Origin of the sequence: Pectobacterium odoriferum (assembly GCF_009931295.1) — a bacterium.
Classification (GTDB): Bacteria; Pseudomonadota; Gammaproteobacteria; order Enterobacterales; family Enterobacteriaceae; genus Pectobacterium; species Pectobacterium odoriferum.
The window spans coordinates 111387-132023 of the sequence record NZ_CP034938.1 but is presented as its reverse complement, the minus strand read 5'-3'; the positions used below and the strand labels follow the sequence as shown (position 1 = coordinate 132023).

Here is a 20637-nt window from a genome sequence, read left to right as displayed (position 1 = left end):
TCATGAGTTTATTTAATTAACGACATCACAATAATACGTTTATTTCCACATTCGACTCAAGACGATAGTTAGGCCGTCCCAATTTAGCTATCCCTCTCACCCCGCCATCAGCACCTCAACCCCCATTTTGTTTAACGCGTCTTTAGCGGCGGCGGGCAGGCCGTCGTCGGTGATGATGCTATCGAATATGCTGAACGGCGTGGCGAGGTGGGTGGCGATGCGGCCGTATTTTGAGGTGTCACATAGGAGTACGCGTTTTCTGCTGGCTGAACATCACGGCGTTTTTTGGGCGAAAACAAACATGGCATGCGCGTATGACAGAAAAATAACTGGAAAATGACGGGGAAATGACAAAGAGAGGGAGAGGTAAAAGCACCGATTAAACATACTATTTCGTGCCACTACGATTCGACCATTGTAGAAAACCCGTAATTTAGACTATAGTTATTATTACTAGTCATGTTTAAGGATTAACCGTGGCGGTATACACGACAAAGCTCTTCGATAAAAAACTAAGAAGCGAAATACTTTCAGATGGTTACCTTTGTGAGATTGCTCATGAGGTAATGAATGGTCGCTTTGAGGGTGACCTTGGCGGTGGTGTGATTAAGAAACGAATCGCATTGAATGCCGGAAAGAGTGTAGGAGCCAGAACTATCATCTTTTTCAAACTGGGCTCTAATCTATTTTTTGCCGATGGATGGAAAAAAAATCAGGTCAGGAAAGGCGTTAAAGAAATTCAGGATGATGAGCTGGCTGTTTATAAAGACATTGCTGGTGACCTACTTCAACTCACCGTTCAACAAATAGCTCAATTGGTAAAAGTGAAAGAACTACGAGAGGTGGAATGCGATGGCTGCAAAGATGAAAGAGCTGCAGGAAATGGCAAAAAGCCTGCATGAACACGGGGGTATCACTGATACCACAATGGAACGCATCAATAATCGGGTTGCAGCACGGGAATTCCGTGAACGCATCGAGCAAGCTCACGCAATGAGCGGTGCAGAAATTCAGAACATGCGCTCCCGTTATAAAATGTCGCAATCTTCTTTAGCTTACGCTCTCAATATGTCCGTTGAGAGCGTCTCAAAATGGGAACGGAATGAGAAGAAACCCTCAGGGGCTGCGCTACGTCTTCTCAATATAATCAACGAGAAAGGTCTGGATATTTTTGCCAGTTAGGCAAACAGAAATACCCCCCCCTCACCCCGCCACCAGCACCTCAACTCCCATTTTACCTAGCGCTTCTTGGGCGGCGGCGGGCAGGCCGTCGTCGGTGATGATGCTGTCGAATACGTTGAGCGGCGTGGCGAGGTGGGTAGCAATGCGGCCGTATTTTGAGGTGTCGCACAGCAGTACGCGTTTTCTGCTGGCTTCCACCGCCGCGCGTTTCACCACGACTTTGTCTTCATTCGGCGTGGACAGCCCGCGCAGGCTCCATGAAGAGGCGGAGATAAAAGCGATATCGATAAACAGGTTGCGCAACGCCTGCGCCACCGCTTCGCCGATGCAGGATCGGTTTTCCCGGCACAGCGTGCCGCCCGTGTGGATCATGCGACACTGGCTGGACTCAATCAGAAAGGCCGCGATCACAAAGTCGTTAGTGACAATCAGCAGATCGTCGCGCTCGGCCAGTTCACGCGCCAGCGATAGCGTCGTGGTGCCTGCATCCAGATAAATGCAGCTATTGAACGGGATATGCTGCGCCGCCAGCTTGCCAATCGCCTCTTTCTGCTGGCTGAACATCACAGATTTATCCTGATGCGACGGCTCAATCGCCAGCCGTTCAGGCGAGCGCACGCCGCCGGAAACGCTCAGCAGCAGGCCGTCCTGCTCCAACTTTTGCACATCGCGCCGTACCGTCATATGCGACACGCCCAACCGCTCGGTCAGTTCGTTAATACTTACCGCGCCGCGTTCGGCGATCAGCGCCAGAATTTGTTGATGACGTTCTACTGGAATCACGCTGTCCGTTCCCTGTTTGATTGTGCTGGTCTGATGAATATGGAGGCTGATAAATATTGTGAGAAACACCCCGTTTGATGACGATAATTATCATAAATTCACGTTATACACCACGCCAGACATAACAACCTTTCTCATCACTCACTGAAAAAATAGAAATAATCGACTGATATATAAAGATAATAAGTGAAGTCATCTTCCCGGCTGGGTTCAGCTACACTGAATCATCACGATTTAAATGTTAATTTATGTGATAAAAATCACCACAATTTGCTCTGATAGTCCTTATATTTAACACCATAGAACAAAAAATCACTAATTTTAACAAGGCAACCACGATGAAAAAGACTTCTGATTATGCTGTCGCCGTTATCGGTCTGGGTTCCATGGGTTTTGGCGCTGCGGCATCCTGCATCAACGCTGGCCTAACGACATACGGTGTCGATATCAATCCGCAGGCGCTGGAACGCTTACGTCAGGCGGGTGCGGCGCAGGCCGACACGCGTATTGATGCCTTCGCTGACAAGCTGGATGCCGTCGTGCTGTTAGTCGTGAATGCCGCGCAGGTGAATGGAATTCTGTTTGGCGAGCCGCAGGTTGCGGCGAAGCTCAAGCCCGGCACCGTAGTCATGGTGTCCTCCACAATCTCCGCGCAGGATGCCAAAAATATCGAGCAGCGTCTGGCTGAGCATCAGCTCATCATGCTGGATGCACCGGTATCTGGCGGTGCGGTGAAAGCCGCTGCTGGCGACATGACGGTAATGGCATCCGGCTCCGATCTGGCTTTTGAGAAACTGAAACCGGTGCTCGACGCCGTCGCAGGCAAGGTCTACCGCATCGGTGAAGAGATCGGGCTAGGTGCGACCGTTAAAATCATCCACCAGCTGTTGGCCGGCGTACACATCGCCGCTGGTGCAGAAGCGATGGCGCTGGCCGCCCGCGCCGATATCCCGCTGGATATCATGTACGACGTGGTGACCAACGCCGCCGGGAATTCCTGGATGTTCGAAAACCGCATGCGCCATGTGGTGGACGGCGACTACACGCCAAAATCCGCCGTTGATATCTTCGTCAAAGATCTGGGGCTGGTCACCGACACCGCTAAATCGCTCCATTTCCCGCTGCCGCTGGCCTCCACCGCGTTCAACATGTTTACCGCCGCCAGCAACGCCGGATTCGGTAAAGAAGACGACAGCGCGGTCATCAAGATTTTTAACGGCATTACGCTGCCGGAAAAGAAGGAGGCGCCATGATCAAGCTAGGTGTGATTGCCGACGATTTTACCGGTGCCACAGATATCGCCAGCTTTCTGGTGAACAACGGGCTGCCGACCGTGCAGCTCAACGGCGTACCGCCGTCCGATTTTAAGGTTGAGACGCAGGCCGTCGTGATTAGTCTGAAATCGCGCTCCTGCCCGACGGAACAGGCGGTAGCGGATTCCCTCAAGGCGCTGGCGTGGCTGCAACAACAGGGCTGCCAGCAGTTCTACTTTAAATATTGTTCCACCTTCGACAGCACCGCAAAAGGCAACATCGGTCCGGTGACCGATGCACTGTTGGAACAGCTTGGCGAAACGCAAACCATCATTTCTCCAGCGCTGCCGGTGAACGGCAGAACCGTCTATCAGGGTCACCTGTTCGTGATGGATCAACTGCTGTCCGAATCTGGAATGCGTCACCACCCCGTCACGCCAATGACGGACAGCAACCTGATGCGCGTCATGGAGCAGCAGGCTGCCGGGCGCTGCGGTTTGGTGCCGTATGCCGTGATGGATCAGGGGGCAGAGGCCGTCAAACAGCGGCTGGCGCAGTTGAAAGAACAGGGCGTTCGCTATGTGGTGCTGGATACGCTGAACGAACAGCACCTTCTGACGCAGGGCGAGGCACTGCGCGACATGAAGCTGGTCACCGGTGGCTCCGGCCTGGCGATTGGGCTGTCGCGTCAGTGGGCAGAACCCGCGACACAAATCGGTTCCGCCACCGAGGCGGGCAAGCCGCAGTCCGGCGCAGGCGTTGTGCTGTCCGGTTCCTGTTCGGTGATGACCAACAAGCAGGTCGCCCACTATCTGAAACAGGCGGCGGGTCGCGCGATTGACGTCGCGCGCTGCTTAGAAAGCAATGACGCTCAGCAAGCCTACGTTCAGGAACTGGCCGACTGGGTGAAGGCACACCGTGACGACACACTCGCGCCGCTGCTGTACGCCACTTCATCACCCGATGAACTGGCGCAAATTCAGCAGCGCTGGGGCGCGGAAGCCAGCAGTCAGGCGGTGGAAAAATTGTTTGCCACCGTTGCCCGCCAGCTTCAGCAAGACGGTTTCCAGCGCTTCATCATCGCGGGCGGTGAAACCTCCAGCATCGTGGTACAGACGCTGGGCATCCACGCATTCCATATCGGGCCGTCTATTTCTCCCGGCGTGCCGTGGGTGCGATCCACCACTCATCCACTCTCTCTGGCGTTGAAATCCGGCAATTTCGGTGATGAAGACTTTTTTGCCCGCGCCCAAAAGGAGTTTGCCGCATGAGTGAAAAACACCACAGCACTGAAGCAGCGCTGAACCGCGAGCAACACGCACGCGCGGAAATGGTCAAGCTGGGCGCGTCCTTTTTCCAGCGCGGTTACGCCACCGGTTCGGCAGGCAACCTCTCACTGTTATTGGATGACGGCACGCTGCTGGCAACGCCGACCGGCTCCTGCCTCGGCGAACTGGATGCCGAGCGGCTGTCCAAAGTCAGCATGAGCGGCGAGTGGATCTCTGGGGATAAACCGTCGAAAGAAGTCAGTTTTCACCTGTCGATTTACCGTAACGATCCCGAATGCAAAGCGATCGTTCACCTGCACAGCACCTATCTGACGGCGCTCTCGTGTCTGGAAGGGCTCGATACGCAAGATGCCATCAAGCCGTTCACGCCCTATGTGGTGATGCGCGTCGGCAAAGTGCCCGTCGTCCCTTATTACCGTCCCGGCGATGCGCGGCTCGGTGAGGATCTGGCGAAGCTGGCCTCGCGCTATAAAGCGTTCTTGTTGGCTAATCACGGCCCCGTCGTCACCGGTAAGGATCTGCGTGCGGCGGCGGACAACATGGAAGAGCTGGAAGAAACCGCCAAGCTGATTTTTATTCTCGGTGATCGAAAAATTCGCTACCTCACCGCTGACGACATTGCCGAGCTCTCTTGATGAGCCGAGGAGTTAACTATGCCTAAGTTTGCTGCCAATCTTTCTATGCTGTTTACTGACGTGCCGTTTCTCGATCGTTTTAAAGCCGCTGCCGATGCGGGTTTCACGTCTGTCGAGTACCTGTTTCCTTATGAATATCCGGCACCGTTGCTGGCGGAAAAGCTGCGGGAAAATGGTCTGAAGCAGGTGTTGTTCAATACCGCGCCCGGCAATATTGCGGCGGGCGAATGGGGCGTCTCTGCCCTGCCCGACCGTATTGAAGATGCCCGTCGGGATATCGATAACGCCTTGGAATATGCGCTGGCGCTGAATTGCCCTTCGGTGCTGGTGATGGGGGGCGTCGTGCCGCCCGGTGAAGACCGTGCGGCCTATCAGCAAACTTTCATCGATAACCTGCGCTACGCCGCCGATAAGTTTGCGCCGCACGGCATCAATATAATGATTGAGGCGCTGAGCGCGAAGGTGAAACCGAATTACCTGTTCGCCAGTCAGTATCAGGCGCTGGAATTAGCCAATCTGATCGACAGGCCGAACGTTTATATCCAGCTGGATTTCTTCCACGCGCAAATTGTCGATGGCAACCTGACGCAAATTATTCACGATTTGGATGGCCGCATCGGACATATTCAAATTGCTTCGGTTCCTGCGCGACATGAACCCGATGAAGGGGAGATTAATTATCCGTTCATCTTTGCCGAATTGGATCGCATGAATTATTCCGGTTGGGTTGGCTGTGAATATAATCCACGCGGTAAAACGGAAGACGGGTTGGGATGGGCTAAACCCTATCTGAATAAATAAATTATTGCTCTTTTTATAACAAATAAACACCAGAGATATATTCATAAGATACGAGAAAAGGTCAGACTCCCGCATTATTTTAATGCGGGAGTCAGGTCACCCTTTTTTTCAAATAAAACAATAACCAACACCTTTTCAGCCTCTGAATTGAAAAGACTGGATCAATGAGGATAAGAACATGGCCACCTCGCTCTTACTCTGCATCGCTATCGCCGGGGTATTACTCCTGCTGCTGATGGTTATTAAATTTAAAATTCAGCCCTTTGTTGCCCTGCTGGTTGTCAGTTTGCTTGTTGCCCTGGCAACCGGTATTCCGACTGGCGAAGTGATGAAGGTGATTACCTCCGGCATGGGCGGTATTCTCGGTTCGGTGGCGATTATTATCGGCCTCGGTGCCATGCTGGGCAGAATGATCGAAGTGTCCGGCGGCGCGGAATCCTTAGCGCACCGTTTTGCCCAATTAATGGGACCGGGATTAATGGTGGCAGCATTAACCATCGCCGCCTTTATTTTGGGTATTCCGGTCTTTTTCGATGTCGGCTTTATTATTCTCGCCCCGATTATTTACGGCTTTGCGAAAGTCGCAAAAGTCTCTCCGATTAAATTCGGTTTGCCCGTCGCAGGCGTCATGCTGACCGTGCACGTTGCGCTACCGCCCCACCCCGGCCCGGTTGCCGCTGCTGGCTTGTTGAATGCCGATATCGGCTGGCTAACCATCATTGGCCTGCTGGTATCGATTCCTGTCGGCATCATCAGCTACTGGGCTGCCAAAGCCATGAACCGCCGTAAATATGCACTTTCCGTCGAGGTGTTAGAGCAATTACAGTTGGCCAAACCGGAAGACACCACGCCGAACACAGCGCCCGTATCAGCCCCTTCTGCTGGGCTGATCGCTGCGTTAATCGCGATTCCTATCGCCATCATCATGCTCGGCACCGTGTCTGCGACCATTCTGCCCGTCGGACACCCGGTGCGTAACGTGATGTCCTTGGTCGGTTCTCCCGCCGTCGCGCTGCTGATTGCACTGGGATTAGCGTTCTGGCTGATTGCCCTGCGTCGCGGCTGGTCGCTGGAAAAAGCCAGCGGAGTGATGGGCGATGCCATGCCTGCCGCCGCGATGGTCATTATGGTGACTGGTGCGGGGGGCGTGTTCGGTAAAGTGTTGGTGGAGTCTGGCATCGGTAAAGCGCTGGCAGATACGTTGACCAGTATTCACCTGCCACTAGTACCTGCCGCATTTATTCTGTCGCTGGCGCTACGTGCCTCGCAAGGCTCGGCCACCGTTGCTATTCTCACCACCTGCGGCCTGCTGAGCGAAGCCGTCAGCGGCCTGAATCAGATGCAACTCGTGCTGGTGACGCTCTCTGCGTGCTTTGGTGGGCTAGGTCTATCACACGTCAATGACTCCGGTTTCTGGATCGTCACCCGGTATCTGGGGCTGTCCGTCGCTGATGGCCTGCGCACCTGGACGGTACTGACAACTATCCTCGGGCTAGCTGGATTCCTCTTCACTTGGGCGCTGTGGCTGGTGCTGTAAACGTCTTAATACCTCTCCACAGAAAACCGCTGAATATCAGCGGTTTTTTTCCTTATGCCAGAAAATACGCCCTTTTAACTCTTATATTCCACATCTGCCTATCGACGCCCTGTCTTTATAATATGTATGGGGTAAGGAACCACACGTTTCTCTACCATCGCTAAACAAGTTTGCATGCCAATGCATGATGTAATCAGAAGTACGCCTTATTCCTGACCTGCAATAGAAGATGCCCAACCCACAAGGCAGGACCTGCATCACCGATGAAAATAATAAAGGAACATTATGAATTTTCTAGCAAAAATGAAGCTTGGCACCATGCTGGGTACTGGCTTCGCCTCTGTCATCATCATCGGTCTGATGGTCGCCGTTCTGGGGCGCTTTCATCTGGTCGACCTGGGCGAAGATATTGAATCACTGTCAGAAAAAAATCTGGCCAGTCTTATCCTGATACAGGACGCCAAGAGCGGCTTTGATGCCGTAGCACGTTCAGTGCGTAATATTGGGCTGACAGACGACAGGAACCGCATTCAGGAAGAAAAGCGCCTGATCGATCAGCGAATTGCTCTCAATACCGAAACCTTGGCTAAGCTGTATGAGCATTTGTCTGAACCGGAAACCCGTGACTCGCTGGATAGCCTGACACAGGCACGTCCGGCTTACCGGGATGCCGTAAATAAAGCGGTTGAGCTTGGCCTGTCCGAAAACTCGGAAGAAAGAGCGCGTGCCGTGCAGATCATGGTCAATGAAATGCAGGTTACGCAGGCACCCGTTTTTGCCGCACTGGATAGCATGCGGGAATTTCAGAAAAAACGGACACTGGACATGACGGCAAGCGCTATGCAGGAAGCACGCTCAGACGGTAACACCCTGATCCTCTTCGCCGCGATTGCCGTTCTCGTCGGTATTCTGGTTTCCGTACTGATTACCCGCACCATCAAAGGGTTGCTGGGTGGCGAGGTAGCTTACGCCGCGCAGATCGCTCAGGCGGTTGCGCAGGGAAATCTGGCAGTAGCCGTCAATCTGCGCCCCGGTGATAACCACAGTGTGCTGGCCGCGATGAACGGGATGCGTAAAAGCCTGAGCAGCATTGTTGAGCAGGTGCGTGAGAGCAGTGAATCCATTGCTACCGGTGCCAGCCAGATCGCTGCTGGCAGCACCGACCTTAGCCAGCGCACGGAAGAACAGGCGGCCAACCTGCAACAAACCGCCGCCTCAATGGAAGAGATGAGCCAAACCGTACGCCAGAACTCAGACACCGTGCGTAATGCCGCTCAGTTGGCACAAGCGGCCAGCAATACCGCGGCTAAAGGCGGTGAAGCCGTCGGCAATATCGTTGTCACCATGAAAGAAATTACCGACAGCTCGCACAAAATTGGCGACATCATCAGCGTCATTGACGGCATCGCTTTCCAGACCAACATTCTGGCGCTTAACGCAGCGGTGGAAGCCGCTCGGGCTGGCGAACAGGGCCGAGGCTTTGCCGTGGTCGCAGGCGAGGTTCGCTCACTGGCACAGCGTTCTGCAACCGCGGCTAAAGAGATCAAAGAACTGATCGGCCACAGCGTAGAGAAAGTCGAGGCTGGCTCCGTGCTGGTCAGCGATGCGGGAACGACGATTGAAGAGCTGGTTCGTCAGGCACGCCACGTTGCCGATCTGATTAACGAAATTGGCGTCACTACGCAGGAACAAGAATCCGGCGTTTCACAGATTCATGATGCCGTTAACCAACTGGATCAGGTCACGCAGCAGAATGCCGCACTCGTTGAGCAATCCGCTTCCGCCGCCGATAGCCTGAGCGATCAGGCTGCCCGTCTGGTCGAACTGATGAAAGTGTTCATCGTTGAAGGCGGATCGTCACAGCGTATTGCACCGCCGTTGAAACGGCCTGACAGCGCCAAACTCTCTCTCGCCAATCCTAAAAGCAGCATGGGAAGCGATAGCCAAAACTGGGAGCAGTTCTAATTCTATACTCTAAATAATTCGAGTTTCAGGCAGGCGGCAAGAGAACGAGTCCCGATGAGCTTACTCAAGTAAGTGATTCGGGTGACAAATCTGCCGGGAGCAGATTTGAACGCTGCTTGCAGCGGCCCCAACGGGGCGAGGCTCATGGATGAGCCGAGTAACGAACGCTGCCAACGCACATGCAACTTGAAGTATGACGAGTATACGCGGGGGGATGGATCGCGCATCCCCCACTTTGACGTTCACATTCCTTCACCACCAGCATCATCCATTCCCTACGTTTCCTGTTTTTTCCTCATCCGCATACGGCAATACCGACAATTAAAATCAATGTTTTCGCTGGTCATGCCGATATCCTAGAGTGGACTGCTTGGTTATTCATCAGAAGGATTTAGAAACCGCAGTCGTACATTGCTCTCGTCGTGCAGAAGAAAATCCGTTTAATAACAATAAATAATGTCAATAAGTCATGAGGATAACATGCAGAATAAAAGAAAAATGAAACTGGGTACTCAGGTCGGTTCGGGTTTTGCCATTGTTATTGTTATCGGCCTATTAGTGGCCATTTTCGGCAGAATGCATCTGGTTGGCCTCGGTAACACCACTGATAGGCTAGCCAAACACCATCTTGCCAATCTCATCGTGCTACAAGAATTGAAAGATAATCTTAACGTCACGATCAAAGCCACGTTGCGTATGCTTATCGCGACCGAGCAAAAGGTTCTGGAAGATAACCAAAAACTGATTGAAACCACGAGCGCCAAAAACACGAAGCTCGTCGCGCAGTTGGAAGAAAACTTACAGGCAACCGAGGTCCGCAATATTCTGGGGGAACTTCAGCAAAATCGTACTGAGTTTGCCACAGTAGGCCGTCAGGCCGTCGCACTGTCACTCAGCAATAGGCAGGCTGAATCTATCGAGCTAGTTAAAACCCAGCTTGAACCCATACAAACTCGGCTTTTTAACAACCTGAACGCCATGATTCAGTTGCAGAAAGACTACACCACGCAAACGGCAACCAACGCCATTGAAGAGTCCTACTATGATGGCAATTCACTGCTGGTTCTGGCCGTCATCGCCTCCTTGTTCGGTGCAGGCATCGCCTGGCTGATTACCCGCCACATCAAGAAGCAACTGGGGGGTGAACCCGCCTATGCCACACAGGTCACACAGGAAATCGCGCAAGGTAATCTCGCGATACCGGTCGATCTGGCGTCAGGCGACAATACCAGCTTGCTGTTTGCGATGAATAACATGCGCAAAAGCTTAAGTAGCATTGTTGAACAAGTGCGCGAGAGCAGCGAATCTATCGCAACCGGCGCCAGCCAGATTGCCGCTGGCAGCACTGACCTCAGCCAGCGCACGGAAGAGCAGGCGGCTAATCTGCAACAAACCGCAGCCTCCACGGAAGAAATGAGCCAAACCGTGCGCCAGAATGCCGATACGGTGCGCAATGCCGCTCAACTGGCGCAAGCTGCCAGCGATACCGCCGCTAAAGGCGGTGAAGCCGTCGGCAACATCGTTATCACCATGAAAGAAATTACCGACAGCTCGCACAAAATTGGCGACATCATTAGCGTCATTGATGGCATCGCTTTCCAGACCAACATTCTGGCGCTTAACGCCGCAGTGGAAGCCGCACGCGCAGGTGAGCAAGGCCGTGGCTTTGCCGTGGTGGCAGGTGAGGTTCGTTCGCTGGCACAGCGTTCTGCAACGGCGGCCAAAGAGATTAAAGAGCTGATCGGCCACAGCGTCGAGAAAGTCGAGGTAGGTTCCAGACTGGTCAGCGATGCGGGAACGACAATAGACGAACTGGTGCGCCAGGCGCGCAACGTTGCCGACCTGATTAATGAAATTGGCGTCACCACGCAGGAACAAGAATCCGGCGTCTCGCAGATTCATGATGCTGTTAATCAGCTTGATAAGGTGACGCAGCAGAATGCCGCGCTTGTTGAGCAATCTGCTTCCGCTGCCGATAGCCTGAGCGATCAAGCGGCCCATCTGGTCGAGCTGATGAAGACCTTCGCCGTTGAGGGCGGGTCGTCACAGCGCATGGCGACACCGTTGAAAAGACCTACCAGCGCCACTCTCGCTCTCGCCAGACCTAAAAGCAGCGCGGGAAGCGATAAGCAAAACTGGGAAACCTTTTAACAAAAAATCAAAAGAAACCCAAAACCGCTGATCGCTCAGCGGTTTTTTTATCCCTTTATCGCCTGAACCTCTCACATTGCCACTCAGCCCATTTTCGCCACGCATCGAAGAAATACGTGAAATTTTTTCAATAGAGAAAAACAATGAGTAAGGAGAAAAAACAGCAATGCGTTTTATATTAAGCGCGCTGGAATAAAACCAATAAAAAACGAGGAGTGGCAATTTTCGATGATAAAAACATCAAATATATGAGGGTAAAAACATTATGTCGTTCGAAAAAAAGAATGAATGAAAAATAAACATCTTTTAGCGTTGAATAAATAAGCAAAAAAATAATAACTACAGCATTTATATCCTAAATAATTCGAGTTTCAGGAAGGCGGCAAGCGAGTGAGTCCCGGTGAGCTTACTCAAGTAAGTGATTCGGGCGAGTAAACGCAGCCAACGCACATGCAACTCGAAGTATGACGGATATATTAACATGATTGTCAATTTAGCATTACAGCACGACTCCAGTTTATTTTTTCCCTAATCCATAGAGATATTGCGGCTTTTACCGCCACCTTTTATACTCCTGCGCCACCATTTACCCTTATTTGTCTATGTTCCATCGCACCAGACACGACGACCACTTACCGGAGAGCGTGACAGGAAAAAGTAAACTTAGGATAGGTTTATTAGCCAAGGGAAACGGGCAACAATTACGGAAAAGGATAGACCTGTCATTCTTCAAGCCGCATATCTATTCATCTTTCTGCGACTCGAATCTTTAAGGTATCAACGTGATAGCACTTGCAAAATAAATACATTTTCGCAACGCCTATTTCACATTCAAAGCACGTCGGCACCAACCATATTCGTTCTCAACATATAATAAGGGACACAATGAATCTCATAAAAAATAGCAGCCTGGGTAAAATGCTAGGGACTGGTTTTACCCTGGTCATCGCTATCGGATTTCTGGTGGCGGTATTTGGCCGTATCCAGTTAGACAGGCTCGGAGAAAACATCCAGCTGTTGTCGCAGGTTCGCATCACCAACCTCCTGATGATGCAGGAATTTAAAGACAACATAAACACTAACGCGATTGCCATCAGAAACCTGACGATGCTGGAAGACAGCCAGCAAATACAGGGAGAGAAAGCGCGTATCGAGGAGATGACCGCCCGTAATAACGCATTACTCTCAAAAATACACGACGCAGCCGTCGAGCAACATACTCAGGAACTGGTTGCGGCACTGGAGCGCGTCCGTCCAGCCTATAGCAGTAGCTATAAAGACGCCATCGCATTGGTAACGGCGAACAAGAACAACGAGGCTCAACATCTGTTATTAACAGACGTGCGTGTCAAGCAGGATGCCGTCTTCCAGGCCCTGAATGACATGGTTAACTGGCAAGAGAAGCTCACGGTTGAAATCGCCGAGCAGTCTTTAAAGAATGCCACTAGCGCAGGTACGCTGATGGTCATCATCGCCTTGCTTTCTGTCGTGCTGGGCGCAATGATCTCATGGTGGATTACCCGAGCCATTAAACGCCAACTCGGGGGAGAACCGGCCTACACGCTGGAAGTCACGCGTCAGGTTGCACAAGGGAATCTGGCTGTTGCGATTGAACTGCGTGATGGCGATACCACCAGCGTGCTGGCCGCGATGGAAGATATGCGTCAAAACCTGAGCAACCTCGTCGGTCAGGTGCATCAGAGCAGCGAATCTATCGCTACGGGCGCAACGCAGATTGCGATGGGCAATACCGATCTGAGCCAACGCACGGAAGAGCAGGCCGCGAATCTTCAGGAAACCGCCGCCTCAATGGAACAAATGAATACCACGGTGAAGCAGAACGCTGCGACCGTGCGCACCGCCACAGAACTGGCCCACTCCGCCAGCACCACGGCGCAAAAAGGCGGCGATGCAGTCAATAACGTTGTGCGTACGATGGAAGATATCACCGCCAGCTCACGTAAGATCGGCGATATTATCGGCGTCATCGACAGTATTGCTTTCCAGACCAACATCCTGGCGCTCAATGCTGCCGTTGAAGCGGCCAGAGCCGGTGAACAAGGCCGTGGCTTCGCCGTGGTCGCGGGTGAAGTGCGCTCTCTGGCACAGCGTTCTGCTTCCGCCGCGCGTGAAATCAAAGATCTGATTAGCGTAAGCGTGGCTAACGTGGAAATGGGTGAGAAGCTGGTTAACGATGCGGGTATCACCATCAAAGACATTGTCGAGAAATCTCAGCATGTTGCCAACCTGCTCAGTGAAATTGGCCTGACAACACACGAACAGGAACAGGGCGTTGCTCAGGTCAATGATGCGGTCAATCAGCTCGATCAGGTGACCCAACAGAACGCCGCGCTGGTTGAAGAATCAGCCTCCGCTGCCGACAGCCTGAGTGAGCAAGCCAGAACGCTGCTGGAATTAATGGCCGTGTTCAAAATCGACGGTATCCAGCCACAGCGTGCCGCACCACCAGTGGCAACGCTGTCCAAACCCAAACTGGCGCTGGCCGGTAATTCGAGTCACACAAACTGGGAAACCTTTTAAACACACGATCGATTAACGCGACGCTAGAAAAGAAAAACCGCTGACATTTCAGCGGTTTTTTGCATTCACAGATTACCCATTATCGGCGATTACAGTGCCCGACGCAGGCGTGCCACCGCTTCATGCATTTGCTCATCCGTTGCTGTCGCAAAGGACAGACGCAGCGTTGAGTAATCGATATTGTCTGAGAAGAAGAACTCGCCCGGCACGAAGACAACGCCCTGCTCCAGCGTCTTCTTCAGCCATTCCGTCGTGTTGAAATCGTCCTGACGGAACTTCGCCCATAGGAACATCCCGCCCTTCGGCTGGTTAAAGGTGATCACATCACCCAGTTCCTTCTCGACCAGCTGTGCCAGCAGTTCGCCTTTGTGCTTATAGGCGTGGCGAATTTTTTCGATCTGCGTATCCAGACGTCCCAACCCCAGATAGCATTCCGCGACGGTCTGTGACAGCGCGCTGGCATGCAGGTCAGCAGCCTGTTTGATAATCGCGACTTTGTGCAACAGCCACTCTGGCAGAATCGCCCAGCCGAGACGCAGCCCCGGTGCCAGCACTTTCGAGAATGTAGAGGTATACAGCACGTATTCCGTGCTACCCAGTTGTTCCTGCGCCAGTTGGAACAGCGTCGGGTTGCGCTCTTCGGTGAAGCGTAACTCGCCATAGGGATCGTCTTCGATAATGACAAAACCGTAGCGCTCCGCCAGTTGAATCAATTTCAGGCGACGTTCATAGCTCAGCGTAACGCCGCTCGGGTTACCGAAGTTCGGAACGATATAAACGCCTTTGATACGCTGTTTCTTCAACAGCTCTTCCAGCTCCTCAACGACCATGCCGTCGGCATCGGATGACACCGACATCACCTGCGCCTGCGCCAGTTCCAGCGTTTGCAGCGCCGCCAGATAAGTCGGGCGTTCAACGACAAACACGTCGCCCGGATCGACCATCGCACGCATGATCAGGTCCAGCGCCTGCTGTGAACCAGCCGTCACGACGATATCGTCACCGCGCGTTTTTACACCGCGTACGGCGCACAGTTCGGCAATGCGATCGCGCAACACGCCGCTGCCCTCGGTTAAACCATACTGGAATGCCGTTTTCGGCTGCTCGGTAATCGCTAACTGCGTGGCCTGACTTAGCCCTTCGAAATCAAATAATGCCTCTGACGGAATCCCGCCAGCCAGCGAGATAATATTTTCCATCTTGCTGTGTTTCAGCAGTTCACGGATGGCAGAACTTTTTAACTGAGCGATGCGGTGCGCTAACAACCCTTCAATGGCCATCTCTTCTTAACCCTTCTACGAAACAGGCCGGTAAACCGGCCCGATAACGATTCCCCCTGTCATCCTTCAAGCTGCATGCGCATTGGCGTTCCGCAGCTCGAACGATTTAGGGTAGATCTACTCTACAATTATCCGCCCAGATAGGCCGAACGTACCGCTTCATTAGCTAACAATGCCGCACCGGTATCTTCCAACACGACATGGCCGTTTTCAAGTACATAACCCCGGTCTGCCAGTTTCAGCGCCTGATTGGCGTTTTGCTCTACCAGGAAGATGGTCATGCCCTCTTCGCGCAGTTGCTGGATCGTGTCGAAAATTTGCAGGATGATGATCGGTGCCAGACCCAGCGATGGCTCGTCCAGCAGCAGTAAACGCGGCTGGCTCATCAGCGCACGGCCAATCGCCAGCATCTGCTGTTCACCGCCGGACATCGTGCCGGAACGCTGGGCGCGGCGTTCATACAGACGCGGGAACAGATCGTAGACGCGCGCAATGCGTTCCTGATACTGATCGCGCTCGGCAAAAAAACCACCCATCGCCAGATTCTCTTCTACCGTCATACGGGAAAAGACACGACGCCCTTCCGGCACAATCGCGATAGCTTCACGCATAATCTGCGCGGTCTGCCAGTTCGTGATGTCCTTGCCATCAAACGTGATGGTGCCTTCCGTCGCGCGCGGATCGCCGCACAGCGTGCCCAGCAGTGTGGTTTTACCGGCACCGTTCGCGCCGATCAGCGTAACAATCTCGCCCTGATTAATATGCAGGCTCACCTGATGCAGCGCCTGAATTTTTCCGTAGTGGGTCGAAACCTGATGTAATGACAGCATAAACGTTATCCTTCACCCAGATACGCACGGATGACATCCGGGTTGTTACGAATTTCAGCTGGGGTGCCTTGTGCCAGCGGCGTTCCCTGATTGACGACATAAATCCGGTCGGAAATTCCCATCACCAGTTTCATATCATGTTCAATCAACAACACGGACACCTGATGGCTATCGCGCAGTTCCGCAATCAGCTGATTTAACTCGTCAGTTTCTTTCGGGTTCAGGCCGGCCGCAGGCTCATCCAGCATCAGCAGCTCAGGCCGCGTCACCATGCAGCGGGCGATTTCCAGACGGCGTTGCTGGCCGTAAGACAGATTCCCCGCCTGACGGTTCGCTAACTCCAGCAGGCCGATACGCTCCAGCCACACCGCTGCGCGCTCTTGCGCATCGGCTTCCGCACGACGAAAGCCCGGCGTTTTCAACAGCCCGGCAAATACGCCGCTTTTCAGGTGCTGATGCTGTGCCACCAGCAGGTTCTCGATCACCGTCATTTCACGGAACAGGCGAACGTGCTGGAATGTGCGCACCACGCCCATTCGGGCAATCGCCTGTCCGGGTAACCCTTCCAGATGACGATCGCGCAACATGATAGTGCCGCCGCTTGGGCGATAAAAACCGGTCAGGCAGTTAAAGACCGTGGTTTTCCCCGCCCCGTTCGGGCCGATCAGCGAGACGATTTCGCCAGCATGAATGTCCATTTCAACGTTGTTGACTGCCAGCAGGCCGCCAAAACGCATCATCAGACCTCTGACTGATAAGAGTGGCTGCGTGCTCATGCTTGCTCTTCCTTCTTCGCGACTTTCAACTTCATCTCAGGACGCTTCATCGGCAGCAGGCCTTGCGGACGCCAAATCATCATCAGAACCATCAACGCCCCCAGCAACAGCATGCTGTATTCATTCAGATCGCGCATCAGTTCGCGGGACACGACCAGCAAGATTGCAGCAAGAATGACCGCAAACTGCGAGCCCATTCCACCCAGTACAACGATGGCCAGCACAAAGGCAGATTCAGCGAACGTGAATGACTCTGGGCTGACGAAGCCCTGACGCGCGGCAAACAGCGTACCGGCAAAACCGGCGAACGCGGCGCTGATGGTGAAAGCAGTCAGCTTGATGCGCGTTGGGCTCAGCCCCAGAGAACGACAGGCGATTTCATCATCGCGCAGCGCTTCCCAGGCACGCCCTAACGGCATACGCAGCAGGCGGTTAATCACAAACAGGGTTAACACGACCAGCAGCAGCGCGACCAGATACAGGAAGATGACGCGATCGCTGGGGTCATATTGCAGACCGAAGAAATTGTGGAACGTATCCCAGCCGCCATCGCGCGCACTGCGGCCGAATTCCAGACCAAAGAAGGTCGGTTTAGGGATCTGGCTGATACCGTTCGGCCCACCGGTAATTTCGGTATTATTCAGCAACAGGATACGAACAATCTCGCCGAATCCGAGCGTCACAATCGCCAGATAGTCACCGCGCAAACGCAGCACAGGGAACCCCAGCAGGAAGCCGGACAGCGCCGCTACCATTCCTGCCAGCGGCAGACTTTCCCAGAAGCCCAAGCCGTAATAGTGATTCAGCAACGCATAGGTATACGCACCAATGGCATAAAACCCGCCATAGCCCAATACCAGCAGACCGGACAGGCCAACCACAACGTTCAACCCCAGACCCAGCATCACGTAAATCAGCGTGAGCGTGGCGATATCCACCGAACCGCGCGATACCAGAAACGGCCAGGCGATAGCCGCGATAATCAACGCCGCCGCTACTATCTTCTGCCGTGGCGTACTGCCATCAAAGCTCGGCAGCACCAGTGACGGGGCGGAAAATTTCTTGATGCTTTGCTGGAAGAACGGGCGGATCAACTGGAAGAAGAACACCACGATGCAGCCCGCACCAATCCAATACCAGCGCACTTCATCGGCACCGCGCACCACCAATTTGGTGCCATCCAGCGCCAGTTGCATGCCCATTAAGAACGAGGCCAACACCAGCAGCATGAACGCGGAAACCAACGCATTAAACAGGTTGAGCTGTTTCATACTTTCTCAACCTCCGGGCGACCCAGAATACCGGTTGGCATCACCAACAGCACTACAATCAGCAGCGCAAACGACACCGCATCTTTGTATTCCGTGCTCAGGTAAGCAGACGTCAGCGCTTCGGCTACGCCCAGAATCAGCCCACCGATCATCGCACCAGGAATACTGCCGATTCCGCCCAGTACCGCCGCCGTAAAGGCTTTCATCCCAGCCATAAAGCCGATATAGGGGTTGATAACGCCGTAGAATTGCCCCAGCAGCACGCCTGCAACGGCGGCCATGAGCGCACCAATGACGAAAGTCAGGGAGATCACGCGATCGGTGCTAATCCCTAACAGGCTAGCCATTTTCAGGTCTTCCGCACAGGCGCGGCAGGCGCGCCCCATACGGGAATAGCGAATAAATAGCGTCAGTGCCAGCATGGCGAGGAACGTCACAATCCAGATGGTCAACTGCATGGTGCTAATGGTGGCGGCAAAGCCATTGCTTTCGCCCAGCACCCACTGGCCGGTCACTAGACTCGGCAGCGCAACATCACGCGAGCCCTGATTCAGGCTGACGTAGTTTTGCAGGAAAATTGACATCCCGATGGCAGAAATCAGCGCAATCAGACGCTTTGACGTTCGAACAGGTCGGTAAGCCACCCGTTCGATACTCCAGCCGTAGGCGCTGGAAATGACCACAGCGGCAATGAAAGCGGCACCAATCAGGAGCCAGCCAGCATCGATACCCATCATCATCAGGGCCGCAATCACAATAAAGGAGACGTAGCTACCGATCATATACACTTCGCCGTGTGCGAAGTTAATCATGCCGATAATACCGTAAACCATGGTGTAGCCAATGGCGATCAGCGCATAGGTGCTGCCCAACGTCAGGCCGTTGAACATCTGCTGAAAAAAGTAAAGGAACTGCTCGGACATACCTTAAACCTTAAATGCTGCCCCCCGCGCCTTGCGGCACAGGGGGGCTTCGGTATTGAGGGATTATTATTGGTACACACTCTGCGGGCGGAGAATACTCTTCACGCTGGGAGGCAGACAACGGCATCTTCATCCGTTACTCGCCTCCCAGCGTGATGATTATTTCACTGCGCTGGACGTACCGTCTTTGTGCCACTCAAATACGCCAAATTCAAACCCTTTCAGGTCGCCTTTTGCATCCCAGCTTAATGGTCCCATTACGGTATCCACGGAGTTCGCTTTCAGATCCGCGGCCAGTTTTTCCGGTGCATCGCTACCCGTACGTGTCATCGCGGTGGTCAGCGATTGCAGCGCGGCATAGGTCGTCCAGACAAACGGACCGGTTGGATCCAGCTTCTTGGCTTTCAGCGCATCGACAATCGGTTGGTTAGCAGGAACCTGATCGTAACGCTTCGGCAGCGTCACCAGCATACCTTCAGACGCATCGCCTGCGATGTTGGACAGCGACGAGTTACCCACGCCTTCTGGGCCCATGAATTTGGTGGTCATGCCAGCCTGACGCGCCTGGCGCAGAATCTGCCCCATTTCTGGGTAGTAGCCGCCGAAATAGACGAAATCGACGTTCTCTTTCTTCAGACGCGCAACCAGCGTGGAGAAATCTTTATCACCCGCCGTCACACCTTCAAACAGCACAACATTCGCACCGGCTTTTTTCAGGCTATCCTGAACAGAGCGGGCCAGGCCTTCACCATATTGCTGTTTGTCATGAACCACGGCGATACGCTGCGGTTTGAGGGTTTCGACAATGTATTTTGCTGAGGTTGGCCCCTGATCGGAATCCAGCCCCGTCGTGCGCAGCACCATTTTGTAGCCGCGCGTAGTTAAGTCGGCGTTGGTTGCCGCAGGCGTAATCATGATCACGCCTTCTTCTTCATAGATATCAGACGCAGGTTGCGTGGAGGAGGAACACAGATGGCCAATTACATAACGGATACCGTCATTGATGACTTTGTTCGCGACGGCAACCGCCTGCTTAGGGTCGCACGCGTCATCATATTCAACACCAACCAGCTTGTTACCGTTTACGCCGCCTTTTGCGTTAATGTCTTCAATGGCCTGACGTGCGCCAATGAACTCCATATCGCCATACTGTGCAACGGGGCCAGACATGGCACCCACAACGGCAACCTTAATATCGGCAGCGCTGACCGCGTGACTCAACGCCGCAGCCATACAACCCATCAGCAATACTTTACCTTTACTGAATTTCATTCTTTTTACCCCATCTGTCATTATGGATATTGCCGAAAACCTGACCGCCTTCTGCCATAACCAGCTATTTTCTTATAAGTAAGAAAGGCTTAGGTTATTATTAGTAATGATTTCTAATAAGGCTTTATTTTTCATATTATTAAACAGG

Annotated in this window: 17 protein-coding genes and 1 pseudogene; 10 read left to right on the top strand and 8 right to left on the bottom strand. The window is 53.2% G+C overall.

Going from position 1 to position 20637, the window contains the following annotated elements; translation table 11 throughout:
- Nucleotides 1-96: 96 nt before the first annotated feature.
- Nucleotides 97-267, bottom strand: a pseudogene (locus EO763_RS23455) (DeoR family transcriptional regulator); the annotation flags it as partial.
- Nucleotides 268-476: 209 nt separating this feature from the next.
- Between EO763_RS23455 and EO763_RS00555 the strand changes: the two are divergent.
- Together EO763_RS00555 and EO763_RS00550 are read left to right on the top strand one after the other, a co-directional pair.
- Nucleotides 477-902, top strand: a complete 426-nt coding sequence (locus tag EO763_RS00555; protein WP_161527762.1) for a type II toxin-antitoxin system RelE/ParE family toxin — start codon at nt 477-479, stop codon at nt 900-902.
- Nucleotides 853-1182 (top strand): helix-turn-helix domain-containing protein, encoded by a 330-nt coding sequence (locus tag EO763_RS00550; protein ID WP_010303241.1) that lies wholly within the window; start codon nt 853-855, stop codon nt 1180-1182. The genes EO763_RS00555 and EO763_RS00550 overlap by 50 nt, the downstream gene beginning before the upstream one ends.
- Before the next feature lie 21 nt (nt 1183-1203).
- Here the strand turns inward: EO763_RS00550 and ygbI are convergent, their stop codons facing one another.
- The gene (ygbI, locus tag EO763_RS00545) at nt 1204-1965 is read right to left on the bottom strand and encodes a DNA-binding transcriptional repressor YgbI (RefSeq protein WP_103862321.1); all 762 of its coding nucleotides are present in this window, start codon (nt 1963-1965) and stop codon (nt 1204-1206) included.
- A gap of 338 nt (nt 1966-2303) precedes the next feature.
- On the opposite strand from ygbI, the gene ltnD reads away from it, so the two are divergent.
- The 8 genes from ltnD (at nt 2304) to EO763_RS00505 (ending at nt 14137) form a co-directional block, all read left to right on the top strand.
- Nucleotides 2304-3218 (top strand): L-threonate dehydrogenase, encoded by a 915-nt coding sequence (ltnD, locus tag EO763_RS00540; protein WP_014917036.1) that lies wholly within the window; start codon nt 2304-2306, stop codon nt 3216-3218.
- On the top strand, nt 3215-4489 hold the full coding sequence (otnK, locus tag EO763_RS00535) for a 3-oxo-tetronate kinase (RefSeq protein ID WP_161527761.1): 1275 nt from the start codon (nt 3215-3217) through the stop codon (nt 4487-4489). Before ltnD ends, otnK begins: the two co-directional genes overlap by 4 nt.
- Complete coding sequence (gene otnC / locus EO763_RS00530; RefSeq protein ID WP_161527760.1) at nt 4486-5142, top strand: 3-oxo-tetronate 4-phosphate decarboxylase; 657 nt, start codon at nt 4486-4488, stop codon at nt 5140-5142. The genes otnK and otnC overlap by 4 nt, the downstream gene beginning before the upstream one ends.
- 18 nt (nt 5143-5160) lie before the next feature.
- Nucleotides 5161-5943, top strand: coding sequence for a 2-oxo-tetronate isomerase (gene otnI / locus EO763_RS00525; RefSeq protein ID WP_039491933.1), 783 nt, complete (start codon nt 5161-5163; stop codon nt 5941-5943).
- A gap of 178 nt (nt 5944-6121) precedes the next feature.
- Complete coding sequence (locus EO763_RS00520) at nt 6122-7480, top strand: GntP family transporter (RefSeq protein WP_161527759.1); 1359 nt, start codon at nt 6122-6124, stop codon at nt 7478-7480.
- Nucleotides 7481-7765: 285 nt separating this feature from the next.
- On the top strand, nt 7766-9445 hold the full coding sequence (locus EO763_RS00515; RefSeq protein WP_161527758.1) for a methyl-accepting chemotaxis protein: 1680 nt from the start codon (nt 7766-7768) through the stop codon (nt 9443-9445).
- Nucleotides 9446-9925: 480 nt separating this feature from the next.
- Complete coding sequence (locus EO763_RS00510) at nt 9926-11596, top strand: methyl-accepting chemotaxis protein (RefSeq protein WP_161527757.1); 1671 nt, start codon at nt 9926-9928, stop codon at nt 11594-11596.
- A gap of 885 nt (nt 11597-12481) precedes the next feature.
- Nucleotides 12482-14137 carry a methyl-accepting chemotaxis protein gene (locus tag EO763_RS00505; protein WP_161527756.1) on the top strand — a complete coding sequence of 552 codons (1656 nt, stop codon included), beginning with the start codon at nt 12482-12484 and terminating at the stop codon, nt 14135-14137.
- A gap of 89 nt (nt 14138-14226) precedes the next feature.
- On the opposite strand, the gene EO763_RS00500 is transcribed toward EO763_RS00505, so the two are convergent.
- From EO763_RS00500 to EO763_RS00475, 6 genes are all read right to left on the bottom strand, one after another.
- Entirely contained in the window at nt 14227-15417 is a 1191-nt protein-coding gene (locus tag EO763_RS00500; protein ID WP_161527755.1) for an aminotransferase-like domain-containing protein, read from the bottom strand.
- A gap of 128 nt (nt 15418-15545) precedes the next feature.
- Entirely contained in the window at nt 15546-16247 is a 702-nt protein-coding gene (livF, locus tag EO763_RS00495) for a high-affinity branched-chain amino acid ABC transporter ATP-binding protein LivF (RefSeq protein ID WP_039363470.1), read from the bottom strand.
- A gap of 5 nt (nt 16248-16252) precedes the next feature.
- Nucleotides 16253-17023, bottom strand: a complete 771-nt coding sequence (gene livG / locus EO763_RS00490) for a high-affinity branched-chain amino acid ABC transporter ATP-binding protein LivG (protein WP_095700963.1) — start codon at nt 17021-17023, stop codon at nt 16253-16255.
- Nucleotides 17020-18294, bottom strand: coding sequence for a high-affinity branched-chain amino acid ABC transporter permease LivM (locus EO763_RS00485; RefSeq protein ID WP_161527754.1), 1275 nt, complete (start codon nt 18292-18294; stop codon nt 17020-17022). Before EO763_RS00485 ends, livG begins: the two co-directional genes overlap by 4 nt.
- Nucleotides 18291-19217, bottom strand: a complete 927-nt coding sequence (livH, locus tag EO763_RS00480) for a high-affinity branched-chain amino acid ABC transporter permease LivH (RefSeq protein ID WP_039275912.1) — start codon at nt 19215-19217, stop codon at nt 18291-18293. Before livH ends, EO763_RS00485 begins: the two co-directional genes overlap by 4 nt.
- A gap of 159 nt (nt 19218-19376) precedes the next feature.
- Nucleotides 19377-20489, bottom strand: a complete 1113-nt coding sequence (locus EO763_RS00475; protein ID WP_044204169.1) for a branched-chain amino acid ABC transporter substrate-binding protein — start codon at nt 20487-20489, stop codon at nt 19377-19379.
- Nucleotides 20490-20637: the final 148 nt, after the last annotated feature.